This is a genomic window from Pseudoalteromonas luteoviolacea, from assembly GCF_021654285.1.
GTDB lineage: Bacteria > Pseudomonadota > Gammaproteobacteria > Enterobacterales > Alteromonadaceae > Pseudoalteromonas > Pseudoalteromonas luteoviolacea_J.
Map to the genome: position 1 here is coordinate 56,947 of NZ_JAKFZS010000005.1, position 16,674 is coordinate 73,620.

The following is a 16,674-nucleotide window of genomic DNA, read 5'->3' on the forward strand; positions in this document are numbered from 1 at the left end:
CATATGCTGGCTTTTTTATACTTTGTTATTTCTCTACATCAACTTGATGATAATTGACACTTTTTGAAACAAGATAATTGCATTATCCGTAAACAAAATTAACCTTTGTAAGACATAAATTACAAACTTTCACTTTGATTTGCAGCAAAACTATTTCAATTTTTAGCAGAGCGGTATATTGTGCCTGTTTCTCTCACAAATATAGGGGCAATTTGTGCTTAATAATAAAACGCTAGGCAGCATGCTCATCGTTGCTGGTACAACGATTGGCGCAGGCATGCTGGCATTGCCTATCGCATCAGCAGGACTTGGATTTTCAACGTCACTTATTTTAATCATCGCAACTTGGTTGCTGATGACTTACACCGCCCTTCTTATGCTCGAAGTACACCAATTCGCAAATAAAGAAGCCACACTCAATACACTAGCAAAACAGATCCTAGGTAAAAAAGGCCAATACATCGCAAACTTTTCGATGGTATTTCTATTTTATGCATTATGCGCGGCTTACATTGCTGGTGGCGGTGCCCAGCTGCAAGAGAAGCTCTCTGCTGCAACAGGTATGGATATAGCCCCACAAATAGGTTCTGTGGTTTTAGCGCTCATTGTTGCCACCATTGTCGCGCTCGGCACGAGCGCAGTCGACAAACTTAACCGTGTCCTATTTACCATCAAAATTATTGTACTGGCCAGCCTATTCTTCGTATTGACGCCATATGTACGTGGCCAGCATTTACTGAACATGCCAATGGAGCAAGGCCTTATCCTATCGGCTATCCCAGTTATTTTTACTTCATTTGGCTTTCATGGCTCAATTCCTTCGATAGTCAAATATGTAGGTTTAGACATTAAGACATTGCGCCGTGTGATGATTGCAGGTGCCTCTTTGCCATTAGTCATATACATCTTTTGGCAGCTATTAAGCCAAGGTGTCATGGAGCAAGAAGCCTTAGCACAAAGTGAAGGTTTACCGGGCTTTGTCATTGCAATTTCCAATATCGCACACAGTAGCCAAGTACATACCTTCGTTACCGTTTTTGCTGATCTTGCACTTGCAACTTCATTTCTAGGCGTAAGCCTTGGTTTATTTGACTTTTTCGCCGATGCCTTTAAACAGCAAGGCTCTGGCCGAGATAGAATAGTCACCGCTTTAATTACATTTACACCACCACTGGGCTTTGCGTTATTTTACCCACAAGGATTTATCATGGCACTAGGCTATGCAGCCATTGCTTTGGTTGTTTTAGCGGTCTTTCTGCCTGTTGCCATGGTATGGCAGCAACGAAAAAATCAAAATGAAGGCTATCAAGTACAAGGCGGTAACCTTGGTCTCATTTGTGCGGGCTTATGTGGTGTACTCATTATCTCTGCACAGGGGTTACAAATGTTTGGCTTGATCCCAGCTTTAGGCTAACACCTAATCACCAGCCCTAGATTAAGTTCTCAGCTTAACCTAGGGCATTATGTAATTCACCCTATACTACTTTTTACAATTCAAACATCGCTTTTAAAGCCTAGCTATGGATATAATTGATTAACTTACCAAGGAGTTGATTATGAGCAAGGTTACATTAGCAGTCGTGCCATTGTTGCTATTAACAGCATGTGGAAGCGAAAACGAAAAGCCCCTAGAAAAAACGAGCGCATCACAGTCTAACCCACCCACAGCGAAGGCTCCTGAACAGGACTGCGGTTCTGACTTTCATGCTGAAAGGTTTATAAATAAATTAGAATATACAGGCGTTTTTTGGCAGGCAGATAGTGACAGTTTACAAGCAAGACCTACATTACGCATTTATGCCGATAAAAATTCATTCAACGCAACGCATACTATCTCCTCTAACGATCCTCAATGTCTTCTTACTGCAACCATCTTCGGCTCGAACAATACAGAAGTTTGGCAGGGACAGAATAATTCTTCCTTTAAAGCAGGTGAGCTCTTTTATTATGCTCCGGAATTCCTTTTCAAAACAGAGTTACCCAATTTCGAATCCTTAGATGATTGGCGTAATCAAGGGCGTCCACAAAAAAGTGAACAGCAGATCACTGACGTTAGCCTAACAGTGCATTATCGGGATAAAGATGGCAACTTGATCACATTTGGCGAGCAAAATACAAATACGCGAACCATTCCAATAAGATGTAACATATCAAAGCTTGAACTTACAACAGGCATACAAAAAGTCGCTTGGGAAGTGAAAGACAAACTTAACCCAGCCTATTGTGAACAACAATTAGTAGGGCTTGAGAGCGAGCTGCATTGTTTAACAACGGGTATTAGTCAAGAGAACGACTTAGAAAGTTGTCAATTTGACTTAACTAACATTATATTGCCAGACCAATCTGGTAATAAATCCACAATATCAATATCTGGCATATTAGACTTTATGGAAAATGGCGTGAGCTTTACAGTTAAAGATATTGAGCTTTAAGCTGTACTAAAAACATATTGAAGGAACTTATATTCCTTCTTTTTTACCTCTGCTCTCATCCGTATACTTTTGAATGCCTCTGCCAACGTATAATATTAGAGGTGCAAAACAAAGAGCAACTGCGGAAAAATTCACAAACGGAAGGATCGTTTTATATAGATAAGTAGAGTAACTTAGATCCATCAAATGGCGATCTACTAATCTAAACAATTGAAGAAGTGGGGCAGGTAACACAACGAGCTGTACAAGCACACTCTGCCACATATACATTTTGTCTTTGATAGCCCAGTAAGCAACTATCGCTATGAAGACTATGTCATTAAGAGCCCAAATGATATATCTATAAACTTCATCATCATCAAATGCTTTAACTGGATTGTGAGTATAATTACCGACAATATAAAAGACCGCACAAAGCACAGAATACCGTAATGCCAGCTTATCATTTAATAAATAAAAGATAACCACAGCCAATACAGAAAAAAGCGTAAAGTAATCACCTAAGAGTACTAATAAATCTGTAAAGACCGTACCTTCTAAATACTCTACCATTTGAACTCTTCAACCTTATTTACTTTTCTTCACCATTGCCACTGTCATCGCCACCACCATTACCACCAGGCATATCAGCAAACTTGTATAGTTTAGACATAATAGAACTCCCTTAAAATTTGAAAAGTTAAAGCAAATATACGGTAGCCCAAATTGCGCTTAGACGCAACTTTTCTAGTTAGTTTCCCGCCTAACTTCAATAGGATCGGACTCTTTTGCTTTACCCTGTAAAATTGATATTTCAACCCGCCTGTTACGCTTTCTATCCGTGTCGTTCGCATTTGGTACTAAAGGTCGAGTATCTGCGTGACCAACTACAACCATTCGATTTTTATCGAAGCCACTGACTGTTTGCATTTCACTGGCTACTGCAACTGCACGAGTTGCCGATAAATCCCAATTATTGAAATACAGTTCATTGGAAACTTGAAAGTCATCGGTGTGCCCAGACACAGTGATTTCCCCAGGCACATCCTTCAGTAATTCAGCAATATCATGGATCACAGGTTTGAACTTGGGTTGTAAAAAAGCACTTCCAGATGGAAAAGAACCATTCTCTTGGATCCTGATAATAATTTGCTGCCCTAGTGATTCTAACTCAATGGCGCCATCCATTATTTGTTTTTCTAACTGCTGAGAAATCTTTTTTACCAGCTCGTTGACTTGTTCCTGATCTGCCGCAGAGACCGCTTGTGTCATTGATTGTTCTTGCGCTGTACTGGCAGATTCACCACCGCGTTTGTTACCTCGTTGCTCTTGACGACCACCAGCAGAGCTTTCTTCGCCCGCCTGAAACTCCAACATTTGCTGTGTCATTTCAACCGTCTGTTGTTGAATCGTTTCAATTGGGGTTGGCTCAGGTTTACCAGGTGTGAACTCCATGGCGATGACACTGGTTCCTTTTGGAATATCTTTTACTTCGATTTTATTCTGTACACCAAAAGCAAATTTCATTGACCCAGCTATTTGCTTAAATTTCAGAACATCCATTTCTGAAAACGCCAATAATAGAACGAAAAAGCACATTAGAAGTGACATCAGATCTGCAAACGTCCCCATCCATGCGGGCAGGCCTGGGGGCGGGCATTTACATTCGTTCTCGTCTGACATTATTTACTCCTCACCGCCATCACCGCGTTTTGACTCGGGTAGGTAGTTTTTCAAAATGCCTTCAATGACTTTCGGATTCTGACCATCTTGAATTCCCAAAATAGCATCTAAAATCAGGCGTTGATTTCTTTCTTCTTCGTCTTTTCTAAGCTCAAGCTTTACTTGTATAGGAATAGCAACAACGTTTGCCAAAAAAGCTCCGTATAGCGTGGTTAACAGTGCTACCGCCATCGCAGGACCGATAGCTTTGGGGTCATCCATGTTTGATAACATGGCAACAAGGCCGATAAGTGTACCAATCATACCCATTGCCGGGGCTATGTCCGCAAGAGACTTAAACAAACCTGCGCCCATTTCATGGCGATTAGCTGTGAGGGCGATGTCTTTTTGCAATGTTGCTCTAACAACATCCGCATCATGACCATCAACTAACATATCCACGCCTTTTCGCATAAACGGATTGGGAATTTCTGCTTCTTCTAAAGCAAGAAATCCACCTTTACGTGCAGAGTCAGCAAGCTCAACTGCTTTTTCGATTAACTCTTCAGGCGTTTCAATTTTGAACATAAACGCCTTACCGGCGACCTTACCAATGCCTAAAAACTGTGCAAGTGTAAAGTTGGACAAAACAATAAAAATTGAACCACCGAATACAATAACAACCGATGGCGTATTGTAAAACATGGCAAGTTGCCCATCACTACTGAGTACCATAGACATGACAATAAGGCCTATTGCACCAAGGATACCTATAACGGTTGCTAAATCCACACACCCTCCAAAGGCATTTATTCGTGAGATATCACGCAGTTATTCTTATACGTTGTGTTATCGGCAAGTTTCGCAATAACTTAATTCAATTATATTAAAAAGCCTTTAAATTGCGAGAATTAACCAAAACTATCAGATCATATTAACAGCTTAAAGCCGCAAAAAGTCTATCAGATGCTTTGACCTCAATCTTTATAAGCAATAAAATTACCCTCCTAATGCTTTGCTTGAGAGTAAAAAAGAGATGGCAGTTAAAAAACCTGAAAATATGAACTTTGAAGAAGCTGTCAATGAGCTTGAATCGATTGTTCAAGAAATGGAACACGGTGAGCTTACATTGGAGCAGTCTTTAAAGCAGTTTGAAAGAGGGATAAAACTTGCTCAGGCTTCTAATCAAAAGCTACAACAAGCAGAACAAAAGGTTAATATTTTACTCGCTAACGATGGGGCCAGCGCGCCAAGCGAGTTTTCAGAGCAGGTAGACTAGTTGCGTGGAACTACATGAAAGATTAAACATCGCAAAAAAAGATGTTGAAAAAACAATAAGTGCATACTTTGCACAAGATTTGGACACTGATCCCACTGCAAAAGCCGCTGCGCTGTATTCTATTAGCAATGGTGGTAAGCGTCTCCGTCCATTTTTAGTCTATGCGACGGGTGAAATGCTAGGTGCAAATATAGAAGATCTTCATATTGCAGCAGCTGCTGTTGAGTGTATTCATAGCTATTCTCTAGTGCATGACGACTTACCGGCTATGGATGATGACGACCTTAGACGCGGTAAGCCTACCTGCCATATTGCATTTGACGAAGCCCAAGCTATTTTGGCTGGCGACTCTTTGCAGACATTAGCCTTCGAATTTCTTTCATCACATCAGTTTCAGGTTCCTGCCCAGCAACAAATTGCGATGATTAAAGTGCTTTCCCGCGCTTCTGGTCTGCAAGGTATGGTAGGTGGGCAAGCCCTTGATATTGCTGCAACAGACAAGCAAATCTCTATTGAAGCGCTAGAAGACATACACAGATTAAAAACAGGTGCTTTACTTAATTGCGCCATAGAATTAGGCGCACTCTGTGCGACTAACATTTCAGATTTAACACGTAGTCAATTAAAGGATTTTGGCTTAGCTATTGGATTAGCATTTCAGGTTCAGGACGATATTCTAGATATTGAGAGTGATACAAGCACTCTGGGCAAACCTCAGGGCTCTGATTTAGAACATAATAAATCAACTTATCCGGCTCTGCTTGGTATGACTGGTGCTAAAGATAAAGCACAAACGCTTATTACCCAAGCGCTTGAAGCACTAGATAACATAGATGCAGACACTCGCTTATTAGCTGAGCTTGCCAAATATATTATCGCTCGGGATCATTGATTATCGCAAAGAACACATGACTATTTAATGACAAGTTCCCTTTAAATTTATAAAACTATCGGCAAGCTTTGTATATAATTGGGCAAGGTTTGCTAAGGATATTACGAATAATATGACTCTTGATAGTAGCAAGTATCCGTTATTGGCATTGGTCGATCAGCCACAACAGCTTAGGCAATTGCCTCAGCACAAGCTGAACGAATTTAGTGCTGAGCTAAGAAATTATTTATTAGACTCTGTCTCTCAAAGCAGTGGTCACTTGGCGTCTGGGTTAGGCACCGTTGAACTAACCGTCGCCCTTCATTATGTTTACAATACACCAGTAGATAGACTGGTCTGGGATGTTGGTCATCAAGCTTACCCGCATAAAATATTAACTGGCCGAAAAGAGCAGATGCATACTATTCGTCAAAAAGATGGTTTGCACCCTTTCCCGTTTAGAGAAGAAAGTGAATATGATACGTTCAGTGTTGGTCACTCGAGTACATCTATCTCAGCCGCATTGGCAATGGCAATTGCCGCAGAGAAGGAAGGCAAAAACCGTAAAACGGTTGCGGTGATCGGCGATGGTGCGATGACAGCAGGTATGGCTTTCGAAGCGATGAACCATGCCGGCGACGTCAAATCAGACATGTTAGTCATTTTAAACGACAACGAAATGTCTATTTCGGAAAATGTTGGCGCACTCAATAATCATTTTGCTCGTATTCTTTCAGGTAGCTTCTATACCAATATCCGCGAAGGTGGTAAAAAACTGCTTTCAGGCGTACCTCCTGTAAAAGAGCTCGCCAGTAAAGTTGAAGAACATTTAAAAGGTATGGTGATACCAGGCACGTTTTTCGAAGAGCTAGGCTTTAACTATATTGGTCCTATTGACGGTCATGATGTCGGTATGTTGGTCGATACGCTGCGTAATATGCGCAACTTAAAAGGCCCACAATTACTGCATGTGAAAACGCAAAAAGGAAAAGGGTATCAACCTGCTGAAGCCGATCCGATTGGCTATCATGCAGTACCTAACTTCAACCCAAGTATTCACTCTTTGCCAAAGAAAAAGCCTAGCGCGCCAACTTTCTCCAAAGTATTTGGTGATTGGTTATGTGACATGGCAGAGCAAGACCCCAAGCTAATGGCTATTACACCAGCGATGCGAGAAGGCTCTGGTATGGTGCGCTTTTCTAAAGAGCACCCAAGTCAATATTTTGATGTTGCTATCGCAGAGCAACACGCTGTGACTTTAGGCGCTGGTTTTGCTTGTGAAGGCTTAAACCCTGTTGTTGCTATCTACTCTAGCTTCTTACAACGTGCATATGACCAGTTAATTCACGACGTCGCAATTCAGAACCTCCCCGTACTTTTTGCGATAGATAGAGCTGGTATTGTCGGTGCTGATGGTGAAACACACCAAGGGGCATATGATTTGAGCTTCATGCGATGTATTCCTAACCTAGTAATTATGGCACCGAGCGATCTCAACGAGTGTCGACAAATGCTTTACACTGGGCACACGCTCAATCAGCCTGCAGCAGTTAGATACCCTCGAGGCTCGGCAGGTAGTGTTGAGCCAACAGCTGAGATGACGCAGTTACCTATCGGCAAAGCCAACACCATTCGTGAAGGACAAAAGCTCGCGATATTAAACTTTGGTACATTGCTAGATAATGCTCGCAGCGTCGCAGAGCAGTTAGATGCAACACTTGTCGATATGCGTTTTGTGAAGCCGCTAGATGATTCCTTGCTTGCTGCTCTTGCAAAAACACACACTCACTTTATTACATTGGAAGACAATGCCATTGCTGGCGGTGCTGGCAGTGCAGTTAGCGAGTATTTTGCGCAACAAAATATCGCACGCCCAGTTAAGCACTTAGGCATACCAGATGAATTCATCAAACATGGTACGCAAGCGCAAATGCACAGTGAAATGGGCCTAGACAGCGACGGGATCCTTTCTACTGCAAAAGTATGGATTGAACAGTAAATACACTAATGTAGTGACTGCATAAGTAGTCACTACATTTTCTAAAAAATATTCAGTACCCTCGCCTTTTAGTCACCTAGAATCAATCTACTAATTCAATATTAGCAACAATAAAATACTCTTAATCAGCTTAAAAATGCAGCTCAGTAGATATTCCTAATATCAGAACGCCCTTCCATTTAAAATTCAAAAGTTTTGGAAAAAACTTGCTGAAAATTAAAATAATCATTGAAAATACAATTACAATCATAGCCATACAAGCTAGCCTGCAATATAAATGACGTATTAAAATAAGTTAAAACGTTCTTTTATTGCACAATAAAAAATGAGTATGGGTAAAATTCAGTCCATATAAATACGGTTTTTAGTACATATATAACCCCTATGAAACATTTCATATTACTGAATGAACAATAGACAACCATGGGGTAGTGTGATAAAAATTTGTAAAAAATTACAATCTAAATCATAGATAAGTAGCACACTCTATAAGCAACTTCTTATGTTTGCTTGATTGTACTTATTCATGTTGGGCAATGAGTGGCATTCATTCAACTTGCCAAATAACTAGTTTTTCAGTGTTGCCTGGCAAAGCTGTAACAACGCGTCTTTAAGTATTGAAAACACATAACGGAATAGATGTTAAAAGGAAGAGGAAATGGTAGATTTTTTTGCAAGATATATCACTGGTGATGACCTACGAGCATTGCGAAAGAAAAAAGGGGTCACAACGGCAATCATGGCCAAGCATTTAGGTGTGTGCCGAAAAACTTACGAAAATTGGGAACGTGATGTAGGCCAACCCAAATTAAATCAGTTTTTCGCGATATGCGCATTTTGCTCTATCGACCTAAGCGAATTAATTACCAAGATAAGAGGGCACCAAAGCTCTTAACACAATCCTTCTTTACAGTAAGCACCCTACGCATACTGACGCCTGTGAAAGAGGTAATGCCATACAAGCATTATATCTCTTTCGCCTGCTTTAATTAGCTTAACCTGCAGGCAATTTTAGTTTTGCTACTTTTACACATACCTTCTTGTGTAGCCTAAATAATTCACTGTTGATAAACTTTCATGTTTTCCAAGTCTATGTAAAAACATCACCTTATATAAAATACACAACATGACCCTATTTTGTCGCTTGCATTTCACTTTGAATTCTTATCAAGATAAATTTCAATACAACATGATAAGGACAATAATGATGTTTAAAAAGCAATTAGCCAATATGGTCAGCATATTGTTTTTCACATTCCTAAGTACACATATCAGCGCAAATGACTACTCCGTAGGGGTCACCTATTTCACCGCTACCGATTATAGTCGAACCGAAAAGCTCACCTCTGAACACTCGGACTACCGAGATATTTTAATAAAAATTTGGTACCCCACCACCAGCCCCAATACAGCTTTACCCAGCTATTTACACTTTCATACCGAACAATATCCCTATTCAACAGCCACACCGTCAGAGCACCACACACAATTACATCACTACTTAAAAACGCTCCCTTTTGAACTAACTAAAAATGCCCCTCTGGCCGAGAGCTCAGCTCCCTTTCCTATTGTGATGTACTCACATGGCTATCAATCAACCGTTGAAGATAAAGAAATCTTAATGATAGAACTTGCCAAAAAAGGCTATATCGTTGTCAGTGTCGGCCACCCTCACCATGCTCAGTTTGTCACTCAGAGTCATAACCGGCATGCAATCTATGACAGTGACGCGCGAGCCAATGACTTTTATATCAGTGAATTAGCAGATGTGAGCTTTGATGAACTGGTTGCTGAATTAGACTCACTTGCAGGCATTGAACTCAATGATGAGCAAGTTGCCCGAGTTTACCAATTAATGAGCTGGACTGAAGGTGACCGCAAAGCACTCGATATGTGGGTGGCAGATATGCATTTTGCGCTTGATCAACTCACGCGACTTCAATATGGCCAATACTGGGGAATGCACTATATCGATGAGCAGTTAAAAACCTTTAAAGGCCAATTAGACCTAACTCGCTTGGCTGCGATTGGTCTTTCATTTGGGGGGCCAACTGTTGCCGCATTTTGCCAGCAAGTTTATCAATGCAAAGGGGCAATTAACTTCGATGGTCTGCATTTTAATTTGTCTCCTAATATGCCATCACGTAAACCTTATTTAATGATGCACTCAGAACTGCCACTTAACGGGGATTATAACGTGGTGTTTAATCAACAAGTTGCCGATACTTATATGCTGCAAATTGAAGGAGCATTACATTGGGATTTTTCAGATTATCCTTATGTGTTTCCATTTGACCGCAACCGACCTTTTTTAGGCAGTATAGATCCTTACCTTGTGACCGAGATCGTCAACTCAATCAGCCTGCAATTTATCGATGTCTATCTAAAAGAGACATCAACAAAAGCAGAGCTTGTGGAGCTACTTGAGAGTTACGCTCCCGTACAATTCAAGTACAAATAACAGCGTTGTGCTTACCCTTCTAATAAAAAGGGTAAGCCATACACTGCCTTTATATTTTTTGGCATTTCCTCCATTAAAGACAATACTTAAGCTCTAAACAGACGCCACATAATAGGCCCGCTCATGCCCAATCAAGCAAAAGACATGGAAGAAATGCTATTTTTCAGCCAAATGCTGAATGAGTGCTCCCCGCTCGAGTTGTTGAAGCAAATACTCATGCACTCACACCATGCAATTGTCATTACGGATGCTGATGCCAGCGCAGGCTATCGGATCATCTATGCAAACCCCGTTTTTTGTCGCCATACTGGATATGAATTGGCAGAGCTGGTTGGTATATCTCCTCGTATATTGCAAGGGCCAAAGAGTAATAAACGCATCATAGAAAAGCTCACCCCCGCCTTAAAAGAGCATGGCTTTTTTTATGGTGCATCGATTAACTACCGTAAAGATGGCAGCATGTACCCTGTTGAGTGGAATATATCTGAAATCAAAAATGAGCAAGGCGAAGTGACTCATTACATGTCTATGCAAAAAGACCTCAGTAACTTTCACCGACTTGCCAAACAAGTTAAAAAGAGTAATGAGAACTTTAAAGACTTTTACCTCTCAACCACCAAAAAAGATAAAGCACACGCTAATAAAGAGGTATTAGACTCATTAAAAGACAACCAAAAAATCTATGCGGGAGGTCTGAGAAACGATGAAAACGCTGATTTATTTGAAGATGCTTTTTTTGATTTTTCCCCCGATGAAATGGGGGCTTTAGGAAATAAAGTCGATAAAGGTGAGCTCAGCGCAGAAGAGTTCTGGCGGGAAAACCCCATTGATGATGAAGATGTATCTGCACTGATTGAATCAATACAAGAGGTAGATGTAGAGCTCGGTCTATTACAGTCTCAGGGGCAGAGTAAAGAGCGTCTTGAAAATATTGCCAATGGCTTTAAAGAGGTTGCCAACAACCTGTATTTCTGTGTCGAGTTCAATGATGGTGCCCTCATCATCGATGAAGTTGCCAACATACTGATGATCTTAGAAGAGAGTCATGAATTCCCCGTTGACGTACTTGTGACCTTCAATAAGGAAGTTTATGAGTGGTTAGACGGTGCGGTAATTACTAAAAATGCTGACAATATATTCGAGGGTGAGAACAATACTATTGCCGCAGGCAATCAACTGCTGCTGTTTCTAAAATAATTAAAATGGGCTGAACAACTCTGCTCAGCCCATCATGTTTAATTATCGCGCTTATGTTGCATATTTGCCATGTACTTACGCTTTCTTTTGGCGATTTTACTACGCTGTTCATCGGTCAGAATGTGGTGAATTGCATGCCGTGCTTCAAGCATAGTCAGCATAAATGCTTGCTTCTTCGGTGAATGTTCTTCTAATAACAACTGCGCCTGCGTTTTATCAAAGGTATCGGCTTCTATGATTGATTTAAACGCTTGGCGAGGCTTGCTCGGATAAGCCTCTTTTAAATCTTCAAGCTGTGCTTTGTAAGTTGCAAATACAGCTTTCAGCTTATCCTGCTGAGTTTGAGTCAGTTCAAGATGACGGATCGCCTTGTCCGATAGTAACCGTTTTTCTAAATGCGCAAACGGCTTCATTTGATGACGCTTTGCTTTTTGCTCATGACTTGTTGGTTCACTGGCTAACGTAGTGTGTGGGATCACCCCAACACTAATGCAACTTGCTAGTAGTAGGCTGGCTAATTTATTCATCAAGCTATCTCCGGTTGATTGTATTAATGCGAACGTTCGCTCTTACTCCTTTTAACTGAGCGCCCCTCGTATTCATGTCATGGTGAACTTTAGCAAGCCTAAAGCAAAGCAACGTCAAGCTAACGTAAAGTTATGTCAAAAGCGATAACAAGGCATCTCAGAGCTCCTATTTTCCCTAACAATGTGCAAATATTATTGAAATGGTGAAATCAATCTCAGATTTGAACCGATTGTCTGATCCGTATCTTTTAGCGTAAAGAAGTGTAAATTCAATTCGAAGCCTCTTATAGTTAAGTAAAATGATTTCATTAGACAATTGAAAAAGAAGCCGTTATGAGCACGTCAATTCTTATCATCGACGATGACCAGTCGCTGTGCGAGCTGCTGACAGAGTACCTAGAATCTGAACATTTTAATGTCGAGTGTAAACACGATGGTGAACAAGGCTTAGACTCAGCTTTAAATCACGAATACGGGGTTATTTTGCTTGATGTGATGATGCCTAAAAAGGATGGCTTCGACGTGTTAAAATCTCTCAGGCTTAAAAAAATGACCCCTGTGATCATGCTCACAGCAAAGGGCGATGATTTTGATCGAATATTTGGACTCGAGCTTGGCGCAGATGACTATATTCCAAAACCATTCAATCACCGTGAATTACTTGCAAGGATCAAGGCCATTACTCGCAGGGTTGCCCATTTAACTCAGCAAAGCGCTCCTTTACAACTTGAGTACCATGGCCTTGCACTGGATATAGCGTCGAGAAATGCCAGCCTCAACAATCAGGTCATCCCATTAACGGGCACCGAGTATGAAGTGCTATATCAGCTGATGAAATCAGCAGGTGAAATTGTGAGTAAACAAACCCTTTGCCAAAGCGTATTAGGCCGCCCTTTGGTTGCCTATGACCGCTCCGTCGACATGCATGTCAGTAATGTGCGAAAAAAACTGGCTCAATGCAGTGACCATACTTTTATTAAAACATTACGAGGCTCAGGATACATATTCCTCACAGCTTAATATGAGAAAATTTTTAGCGATAAAAGTCTTTTTTTGGTTTTGGCTAACCATACTTTGCACCTTATCTTTACTGATAAGCATTAGCTTTTTACAACCCGATATGTTGGCCAGTAAAGACATCTCACCGCCCATGTTGAAAAACTTATTTCATTTACAACGGTCATTGGAGCGTCATGTTGAGCGAATGCCAGAGAAGTCTATTGCGCAGATCATCTCAAATCGACGACATAACAAACGTGCAAAGGTATATCTCAAACATATAGAACCCGAGAAAAGTTTAGTCAGTGCTGAAGAGCTCTATGCCTACGACTTAGCCCTACTCAACTTTGCCATTAACGGTGAACCCAAAGCCATAAATACTGAAAAGTTCCGAGCTTATGGCCCTTTAAAAATGCATATTCGCGGTGATGAATTCCAATTATTTATGATTATAGATAACCGTGAAGATGACTTATTTCTCAAGGTTAGACTCATGCCACAATGGCTCAAACTCTCAATTATATTATTTGCCAGTATGTTGCTGAGCTACTGGTTTGCTCGGGGGCTTCTTAAACCGATTAAGCAGCTACAAACAGCCGCAGCCAAACTTGCCAATGGTGCCCTTAGCACACGTGCAAATGTCGATAACAAACGTCAAGACGAATTAGGCCAACTGGGCAAGGACTTTGATTCGATGGCGTCTCAGCTTGAATCTCAAGTGTTAAGTCAAAAACGGCTGCTTGCTGATATTTCTCATGAATTACGCTCTCCACTAACACGGCTGCAAATGGCAACAGGCATTGCTGCCAGTAAAGCCAGTGGCGATTTGGATAGCTATTTGCAGAGGATCGAAAAAGAGTCCCAACTGCTCGAGCATATGCTCAGCGATATTTTACAGCTCTCCAAACTGGAGTCTGGGATCAATCACTTCGAACCACACTCTATTTCAGTGATCGACTTGCTTACTCCTGTCATCAATGACGCGGATTTTGAAAGCCAACAGCTAGAGAAAACGCTCAGTACCAATGAATTACCAGATGCGATTATTGAAGGGGATGAGAGCCTGCTCAGCAGAGCAGTTGAAAACATTGTCCGCAATGCACTCAAGTACGCCAAAGGTCAAGTCACGGTCACTAGTCACATAGCAGAGAAAGCTCTGGTACTCACTGTTTCCGATGATGGTCCAGGTGTCAGTGATGACATGCTCGCTAAGCTTTGCATTCCATTTTATCGTGCATCTCAGTCAAGAACCCCAGATAGCAAAAAAGCTGGCGGCTTTGGTCTGGGTTTGGCAATTGCGCAACATGCGATAAAAGTGCATCATGGCCACATAGAATTTAATAATCGGCAAGGTCTTTGTGTGACCCTAACGATCCCATTGCAGCAGCTTTAATGTTTTATAGTCAAAGTTCTTCGCTTTTTGATAATCAATGTGCCATCGAACAGCACTGGCAAGTTGGTATTAAAGGGTATATCCACACTCAAGTTGGTAAAGTTTTTTATTTTCGTCACATTCCTGCGCAAGCAAAGTACACGCTTGTATTGGTAAACGGACGAATAGAAAGCGCTTATAAATATAGGGAACTACTTTGGGAATTGGCCCAGAATAATATTGGTGTTGTCACCTTTGATCATCCCGGACAAGGCTATTCTGAACGCCTATTAGCCAATAGACAAGTTGGCCATATTCAAAATTTTAAACAATACAGCGACGTACTTAGCCTCATTATCGCAGAGCAAGTTACGCCCCACACTACTAGTTGGCTTTTTTTAGCCCACTCAATGGGCGGCGCTATCGTGCGCCACTATCTCGAAAACACACCCAATACAAACGCAAAAGGAGCATTTTTCAGCGCACCGATGTTTGAGATAAATACAGCCCCCTACCCTGTTTGGTTTGCTAAGTTGGTGGCAAAAACCGCTTGCATACTTGGTAAAGCAAAAGACTTTGCCATAGGCCAGCAATCTTATCAGCCAAAATCATTTGAAGGTAATGAGCTCACCGGGTGTGATGAACGATATCAAGCATTCAGAGCACTCTATGAACAACATCGTGAGTTACAACTTGGCGGCGTGAGTTTTGGCTGGTTAAATGCAGCACTTTTTGAAACCAATAAAAAAAGGCAACCTATTTCACTGCCAATGGGTATCGCTAGCGCCGAGCATGACAGTATCGTCAATAGCCAAGCACACTTTGCATATGCATCGCAGCAAACGCTTTGTAAGGTAGAAAGCTATCCTGGCAAGCATGAACTGCTCTGTGAAGAAGACACAATTAGGCGTGCTGTACTGACGCAATGCTATGAATTTGCAGACTCAGTAACACTTAAAGAAACAGGATCTTGATGCACAAGGACATCGACCTCTCCTTCGCTATTTGCTTGGATCCGTGCCACCACTTCATCCGCAATTTGATGTGCCTCCATCAAGGGCATATCGTCATCAAGCTCTAGGTGAAGTTGCACAAACTTCACTTTCCCCCCTTGGCGTGTTCTTAAGTTATGCACGCCATACACGGCTGCGTGTGAGGTCGCAATCGCCACTATTTCAGCTTTTTCTTCCTCAGGAAGTTCCTTATCCATTAAGTGATCAGCACTTTCTCGAGCAATACCCCAGCAATTGTACAGTAAATATAAAGCAACCCCGATGGCAAACACAGGATCAGCCCAACCAATACTATAATGACTCAACATCATCGCGATAAGCACTGCAATATTAAGCAAGATATCGCCTTTGTAATGCATTGAGTCTGCTTTTATTGCTAAAGATTGTGTACGCTTTACAACTTGGTGTTGCACTGCAACCACGAGCAAGGTGCAAATAATGGCAAATATGCTTACCCAGACGCCCAGTAAACTCTGATTAATTTCAACGGGGTTAAACAAACGCTCAATACCATGAAAAGCCAGTAAACAGGCTGAACCAGAAATAAATGCAGCTTGACCAAGACCTGCGAGCGCTTCCGCTTTTCCATGACCAAACCTATGATCATCATCTGCGGGGCGAAGTGCATAACTCAAGACAAAAAAGCTCATCAGTGACGCGGTCACATCCAACATCGAGTCAGTTAATGAGCCCAACATTGCAGCACTACCCGATGAGAGCCATGCCCAAGCCTTTGCAGCGATCATCACACCAGCCATTATGATGGTGAAAATACTTGAAAAACGTACTAATGCGTCATAATCTCGCGCCACACTTCCCCCTTAATAACGCAGGTGACCACCTTCTCATCATACGACAGTTCAGCCAATTGGTAGAAACTTTA

The 16,674-nt window shown here is 41.5% G+C and carries 16 protein-coding genes; 11 read left to right on the plus strand and 5 right to left on the minus strand.

What is annotated here, in order from left to right:
* Positions 1-214 precede the first annotated feature (214 nt).
* Positions 215-1,414: an aromatic amino acid transport family protein gene (locus L1077_RS05685; protein WP_237135958.1), complete on the plus strand. Its 1,200-nt coding sequence runs from the start codon at positions 215-217 to the stop codon at positions 1,412-1,414.
* A 142-nt stretch (positions 1,415-1,556) separates the two neighbouring features.
* Positions 1,557-2,432, plus strand: coding sequence for a hypothetical protein (locus L1077_RS05690; protein ID WP_237135959.1), 876 nt, complete (start codon positions 1,557-1,559; stop codon positions 2,430-2,432).
* A 27-nt stretch (positions 2,433-2,459) separates the two neighbouring features.
* On the opposite strand, the gene L1077_RS05695 is transcribed toward L1077_RS05690, so the two are convergent.
* From L1077_RS05695 to pomA, 3 genes are all read right to left on the minus strand, one after another.
* Positions 2,460-2,984, minus strand: a complete 525-nt coding sequence (locus L1077_RS05695) for a hypothetical protein (protein ID WP_237135960.1) — start codon at positions 2,982-2,984, stop codon at positions 2,460-2,462.
* Between the two features lie 174 nt (positions 2,985-3,158).
* On the minus strand, positions 3,159-4,094 hold the full coding sequence (locus L1077_RS05700) for a flagellar motor protein MotB (RefSeq protein ID WP_063363179.1): 936 nt from the start codon (positions 4,092-4,094) through the stop codon (positions 3,159-3,161).
* A gap of 3 nt (positions 4,095-4,097) precedes the next feature.
* On the minus strand, positions 4,098-4,865 hold the full coding sequence (gene pomA / locus L1077_RS05705) for a flagellar motor protein PomA (protein ID WP_063363178.1): 768 nt from the start codon (positions 4,863-4,865) through the stop codon (positions 4,098-4,100).
* A 244-nt stretch (positions 4,866-5,109) separates the two neighbouring features.
* Here pomA and L1077_RS05710 point away from each other — a divergent pair, with 244 nt between their 5' ends.
* The 6 genes from L1077_RS05710 to L1077_RS05735 all read left to right on the plus strand — a co-directional run bounded on the left by L1077_RS05710 (position 5,110) and on the right by L1077_RS05735 (position 11,880).
* Positions 5,110-5,352, plus strand: a complete 243-nt coding sequence (locus L1077_RS05710) for an exodeoxyribonuclease VII small subunit (RefSeq protein WP_237135961.1) — start codon at positions 5,110-5,112, stop codon at positions 5,350-5,352.
* A gap of 4 nt (positions 5,353-5,356) precedes the next feature.
* Positions 5,357-6,244 carry a (2E,6E)-farnesyl diphosphate synthase gene (gene ispA, locus L1077_RS05715; protein ID WP_237135962.1) on the plus strand — a complete coding sequence of 296 codons (888 nt, stop codon included), beginning with the start codon at positions 5,357-5,359 and terminating at the stop codon, positions 6,242-6,244.
* A gap of 112 nt (positions 6,245-6,356) precedes the next feature.
* Entirely contained in the window at positions 6,357-8,222 is a 1,866-nt protein-coding gene (gene dxs / locus L1077_RS05720) for a 1-deoxy-D-xylulose-5-phosphate synthase (RefSeq protein ID WP_237135963.1), read from the plus strand.
* Between the two features lie 658 nt (positions 8,223-8,880).
* Positions 8,881-9,117, plus strand: coding sequence for a helix-turn-helix transcriptional regulator (locus L1077_RS05725; protein ID WP_039608355.1), 237 nt, complete (start codon positions 8,881-8,883; stop codon positions 9,115-9,117).
* A gap of 309 nt (positions 9,118-9,426) precedes the next feature.
* Positions 9,427-10,683 carry an alpha/beta hydrolase family protein gene (locus tag L1077_RS05730; RefSeq protein ID WP_237135964.1) on the plus strand — a complete coding sequence of 419 codons (1,257 nt, stop codon included), beginning with the start codon at positions 9,427-9,429 and terminating at the stop codon, positions 10,681-10,683.
* A 123-nt stretch (positions 10,684-10,806) separates the two neighbouring features.
* Positions 10,807-11,880, plus strand: a complete 1,074-nt coding sequence (locus L1077_RS05735) for a PAS domain-containing protein (protein ID WP_237135965.1) — start codon at positions 10,807-10,809, stop codon at positions 11,878-11,880.
* 38 nt (positions 11,881-11,918) lie between these two features.
* Here the strand turns inward: L1077_RS05735 and L1077_RS05740 are convergent, their stop codons facing one another.
* Positions 11,919-12,407: a Spy/CpxP family protein refolding chaperone gene (locus L1077_RS05740; protein WP_063363172.1), complete on the minus strand. Its 489-nt coding sequence runs from the start codon at positions 12,405-12,407 to the stop codon at positions 11,919-11,921.
* Positions 12,408-12,740: 333 nt separating this feature from the next.
* Between L1077_RS05740 and L1077_RS05745 the strand changes: the two genes are divergently transcribed.
* Genes L1077_RS05745 through L1077_RS05755 form a run of 3 tightly spaced genes read left to right on the plus strand, consistent with a single transcriptional unit; the run spans position 12,741 to position 15,752 of the window.
* Complete coding sequence (locus L1077_RS05745) at positions 12,741-13,427, plus strand: response regulator (RefSeq protein ID WP_237135966.1); 687 nt, start codon at positions 12,741-12,743, stop codon at positions 13,425-13,427.
* A gap of 1 nt (position 13,428) precedes the next feature.
* Positions 13,429-14,799, plus strand: coding sequence for an ATP-binding protein (locus L1077_RS05750; RefSeq protein WP_237135967.1), 1,371 nt, complete (start codon positions 13,429-13,431; stop codon positions 14,797-14,799).
* Entirely contained in the window at positions 14,799-15,752 is a 954-nt protein-coding gene (locus L1077_RS05755; protein WP_237135968.1) for an alpha/beta fold hydrolase, read from the plus strand. Before L1077_RS05750 ends, L1077_RS05755 begins: the two co-directional genes overlap by 1 nt.
* On the opposite strand, the gene L1077_RS05760 is transcribed toward L1077_RS05755, so the two are convergent.
* Positions 15,707-16,564 carry a cation diffusion facilitator family transporter gene (locus tag L1077_RS05760; protein WP_440589539.1) on the minus strand — a complete coding sequence of 286 codons (858 nt, stop codon included), beginning with the start codon at positions 16,562-16,564 and terminating at the stop codon, positions 15,707-15,709. The genes L1077_RS05755 and L1077_RS05760 overlap by 46 nt on opposite strands.
* Positions 16,565-16,674: the final 110 nt, after the last annotated feature.

What these genes read in the sequence shown, in the direction of transcription:
- L1077_RS05690 (WP_237135959.1), top strand. Translation starts at nt 1,557, where the DNA reads ATGAGCAAGGTTACATTAGCAGTCGTGCCATTGTTGCTATTAACAGCA.
- L1077_RS05695 (WP_237135960.1), bottom strand. Translation starts at nt 2,984, where the DNA reads ATGGTAGAGTATTTAGAAGGTACGGTCTTTACAGATTTATTAGTACTC.
- L1077_RS05700 (WP_063363179.1), bottom strand. Translation starts at nt 4,094, where the DNA reads ATGTCAGACGAGAACGAATGTAAATGCCCGCCCCCAGGCCTGCCCGCA.
- L1077_RS05710 (WP_237135961.1), top strand. Translation starts at nt 5,110, where the DNA reads ATGGCAGTTAAAAAACCTGAAAATATGAACTTTGAAGAAGCTGTCAAT.
- dxs (WP_237135963.1), top strand. Translation starts at nt 6,357, where the DNA reads ATGACTCTTGATAGTAGCAAGTATCCGTTATTGGCATTGGTCGATCAG.
- L1077_RS05725 (WP_039608355.1), top strand. Translation starts at nt 8,881, where the DNA reads ATGGTAGATTTTTTTGCAAGATATATCACTGGTGATGACCTACGAGCA.
- L1077_RS05730 (WP_237135964.1), top strand. Translation starts at nt 9,427, where the DNA reads ATGATGTTTAAAAAGCAATTAGCCAATATGGTCAGCATATTGTTTTTC.
- L1077_RS05735 (WP_237135965.1), top strand. Translation starts at nt 10,807, where the DNA reads ATGCCCAATCAAGCAAAAGACATGGAAGAAATGCTATTTTTCAGCCAA.
- L1077_RS05740 (WP_063363172.1), bottom strand. Translation starts at nt 12,407, where the DNA reads ATGAATAAATTAGCCAGCCTACTACTAGCAAGTTGCATTAGTGTTGGG.
- L1077_RS05745 (WP_237135966.1), top strand. Translation starts at nt 12,741, where the DNA reads ATGAGCACGTCAATTCTTATCATCGACGATGACCAGTCGCTGTGCGAG.
- L1077_RS05750 (WP_237135967.1), top strand. Translation starts at nt 13,429, where the DNA reads ATGAGAAAATTTTTAGCGATAAAAGTCTTTTTTTGGTTTTGGCTAACC.
- L1077_RS05755 (WP_237135968.1), top strand. Translation starts at nt 14,799, where the DNA reads ATGTTTTATAGTCAAAGTTCTTCGCTTTTTGATAATCAATGTGCCATC.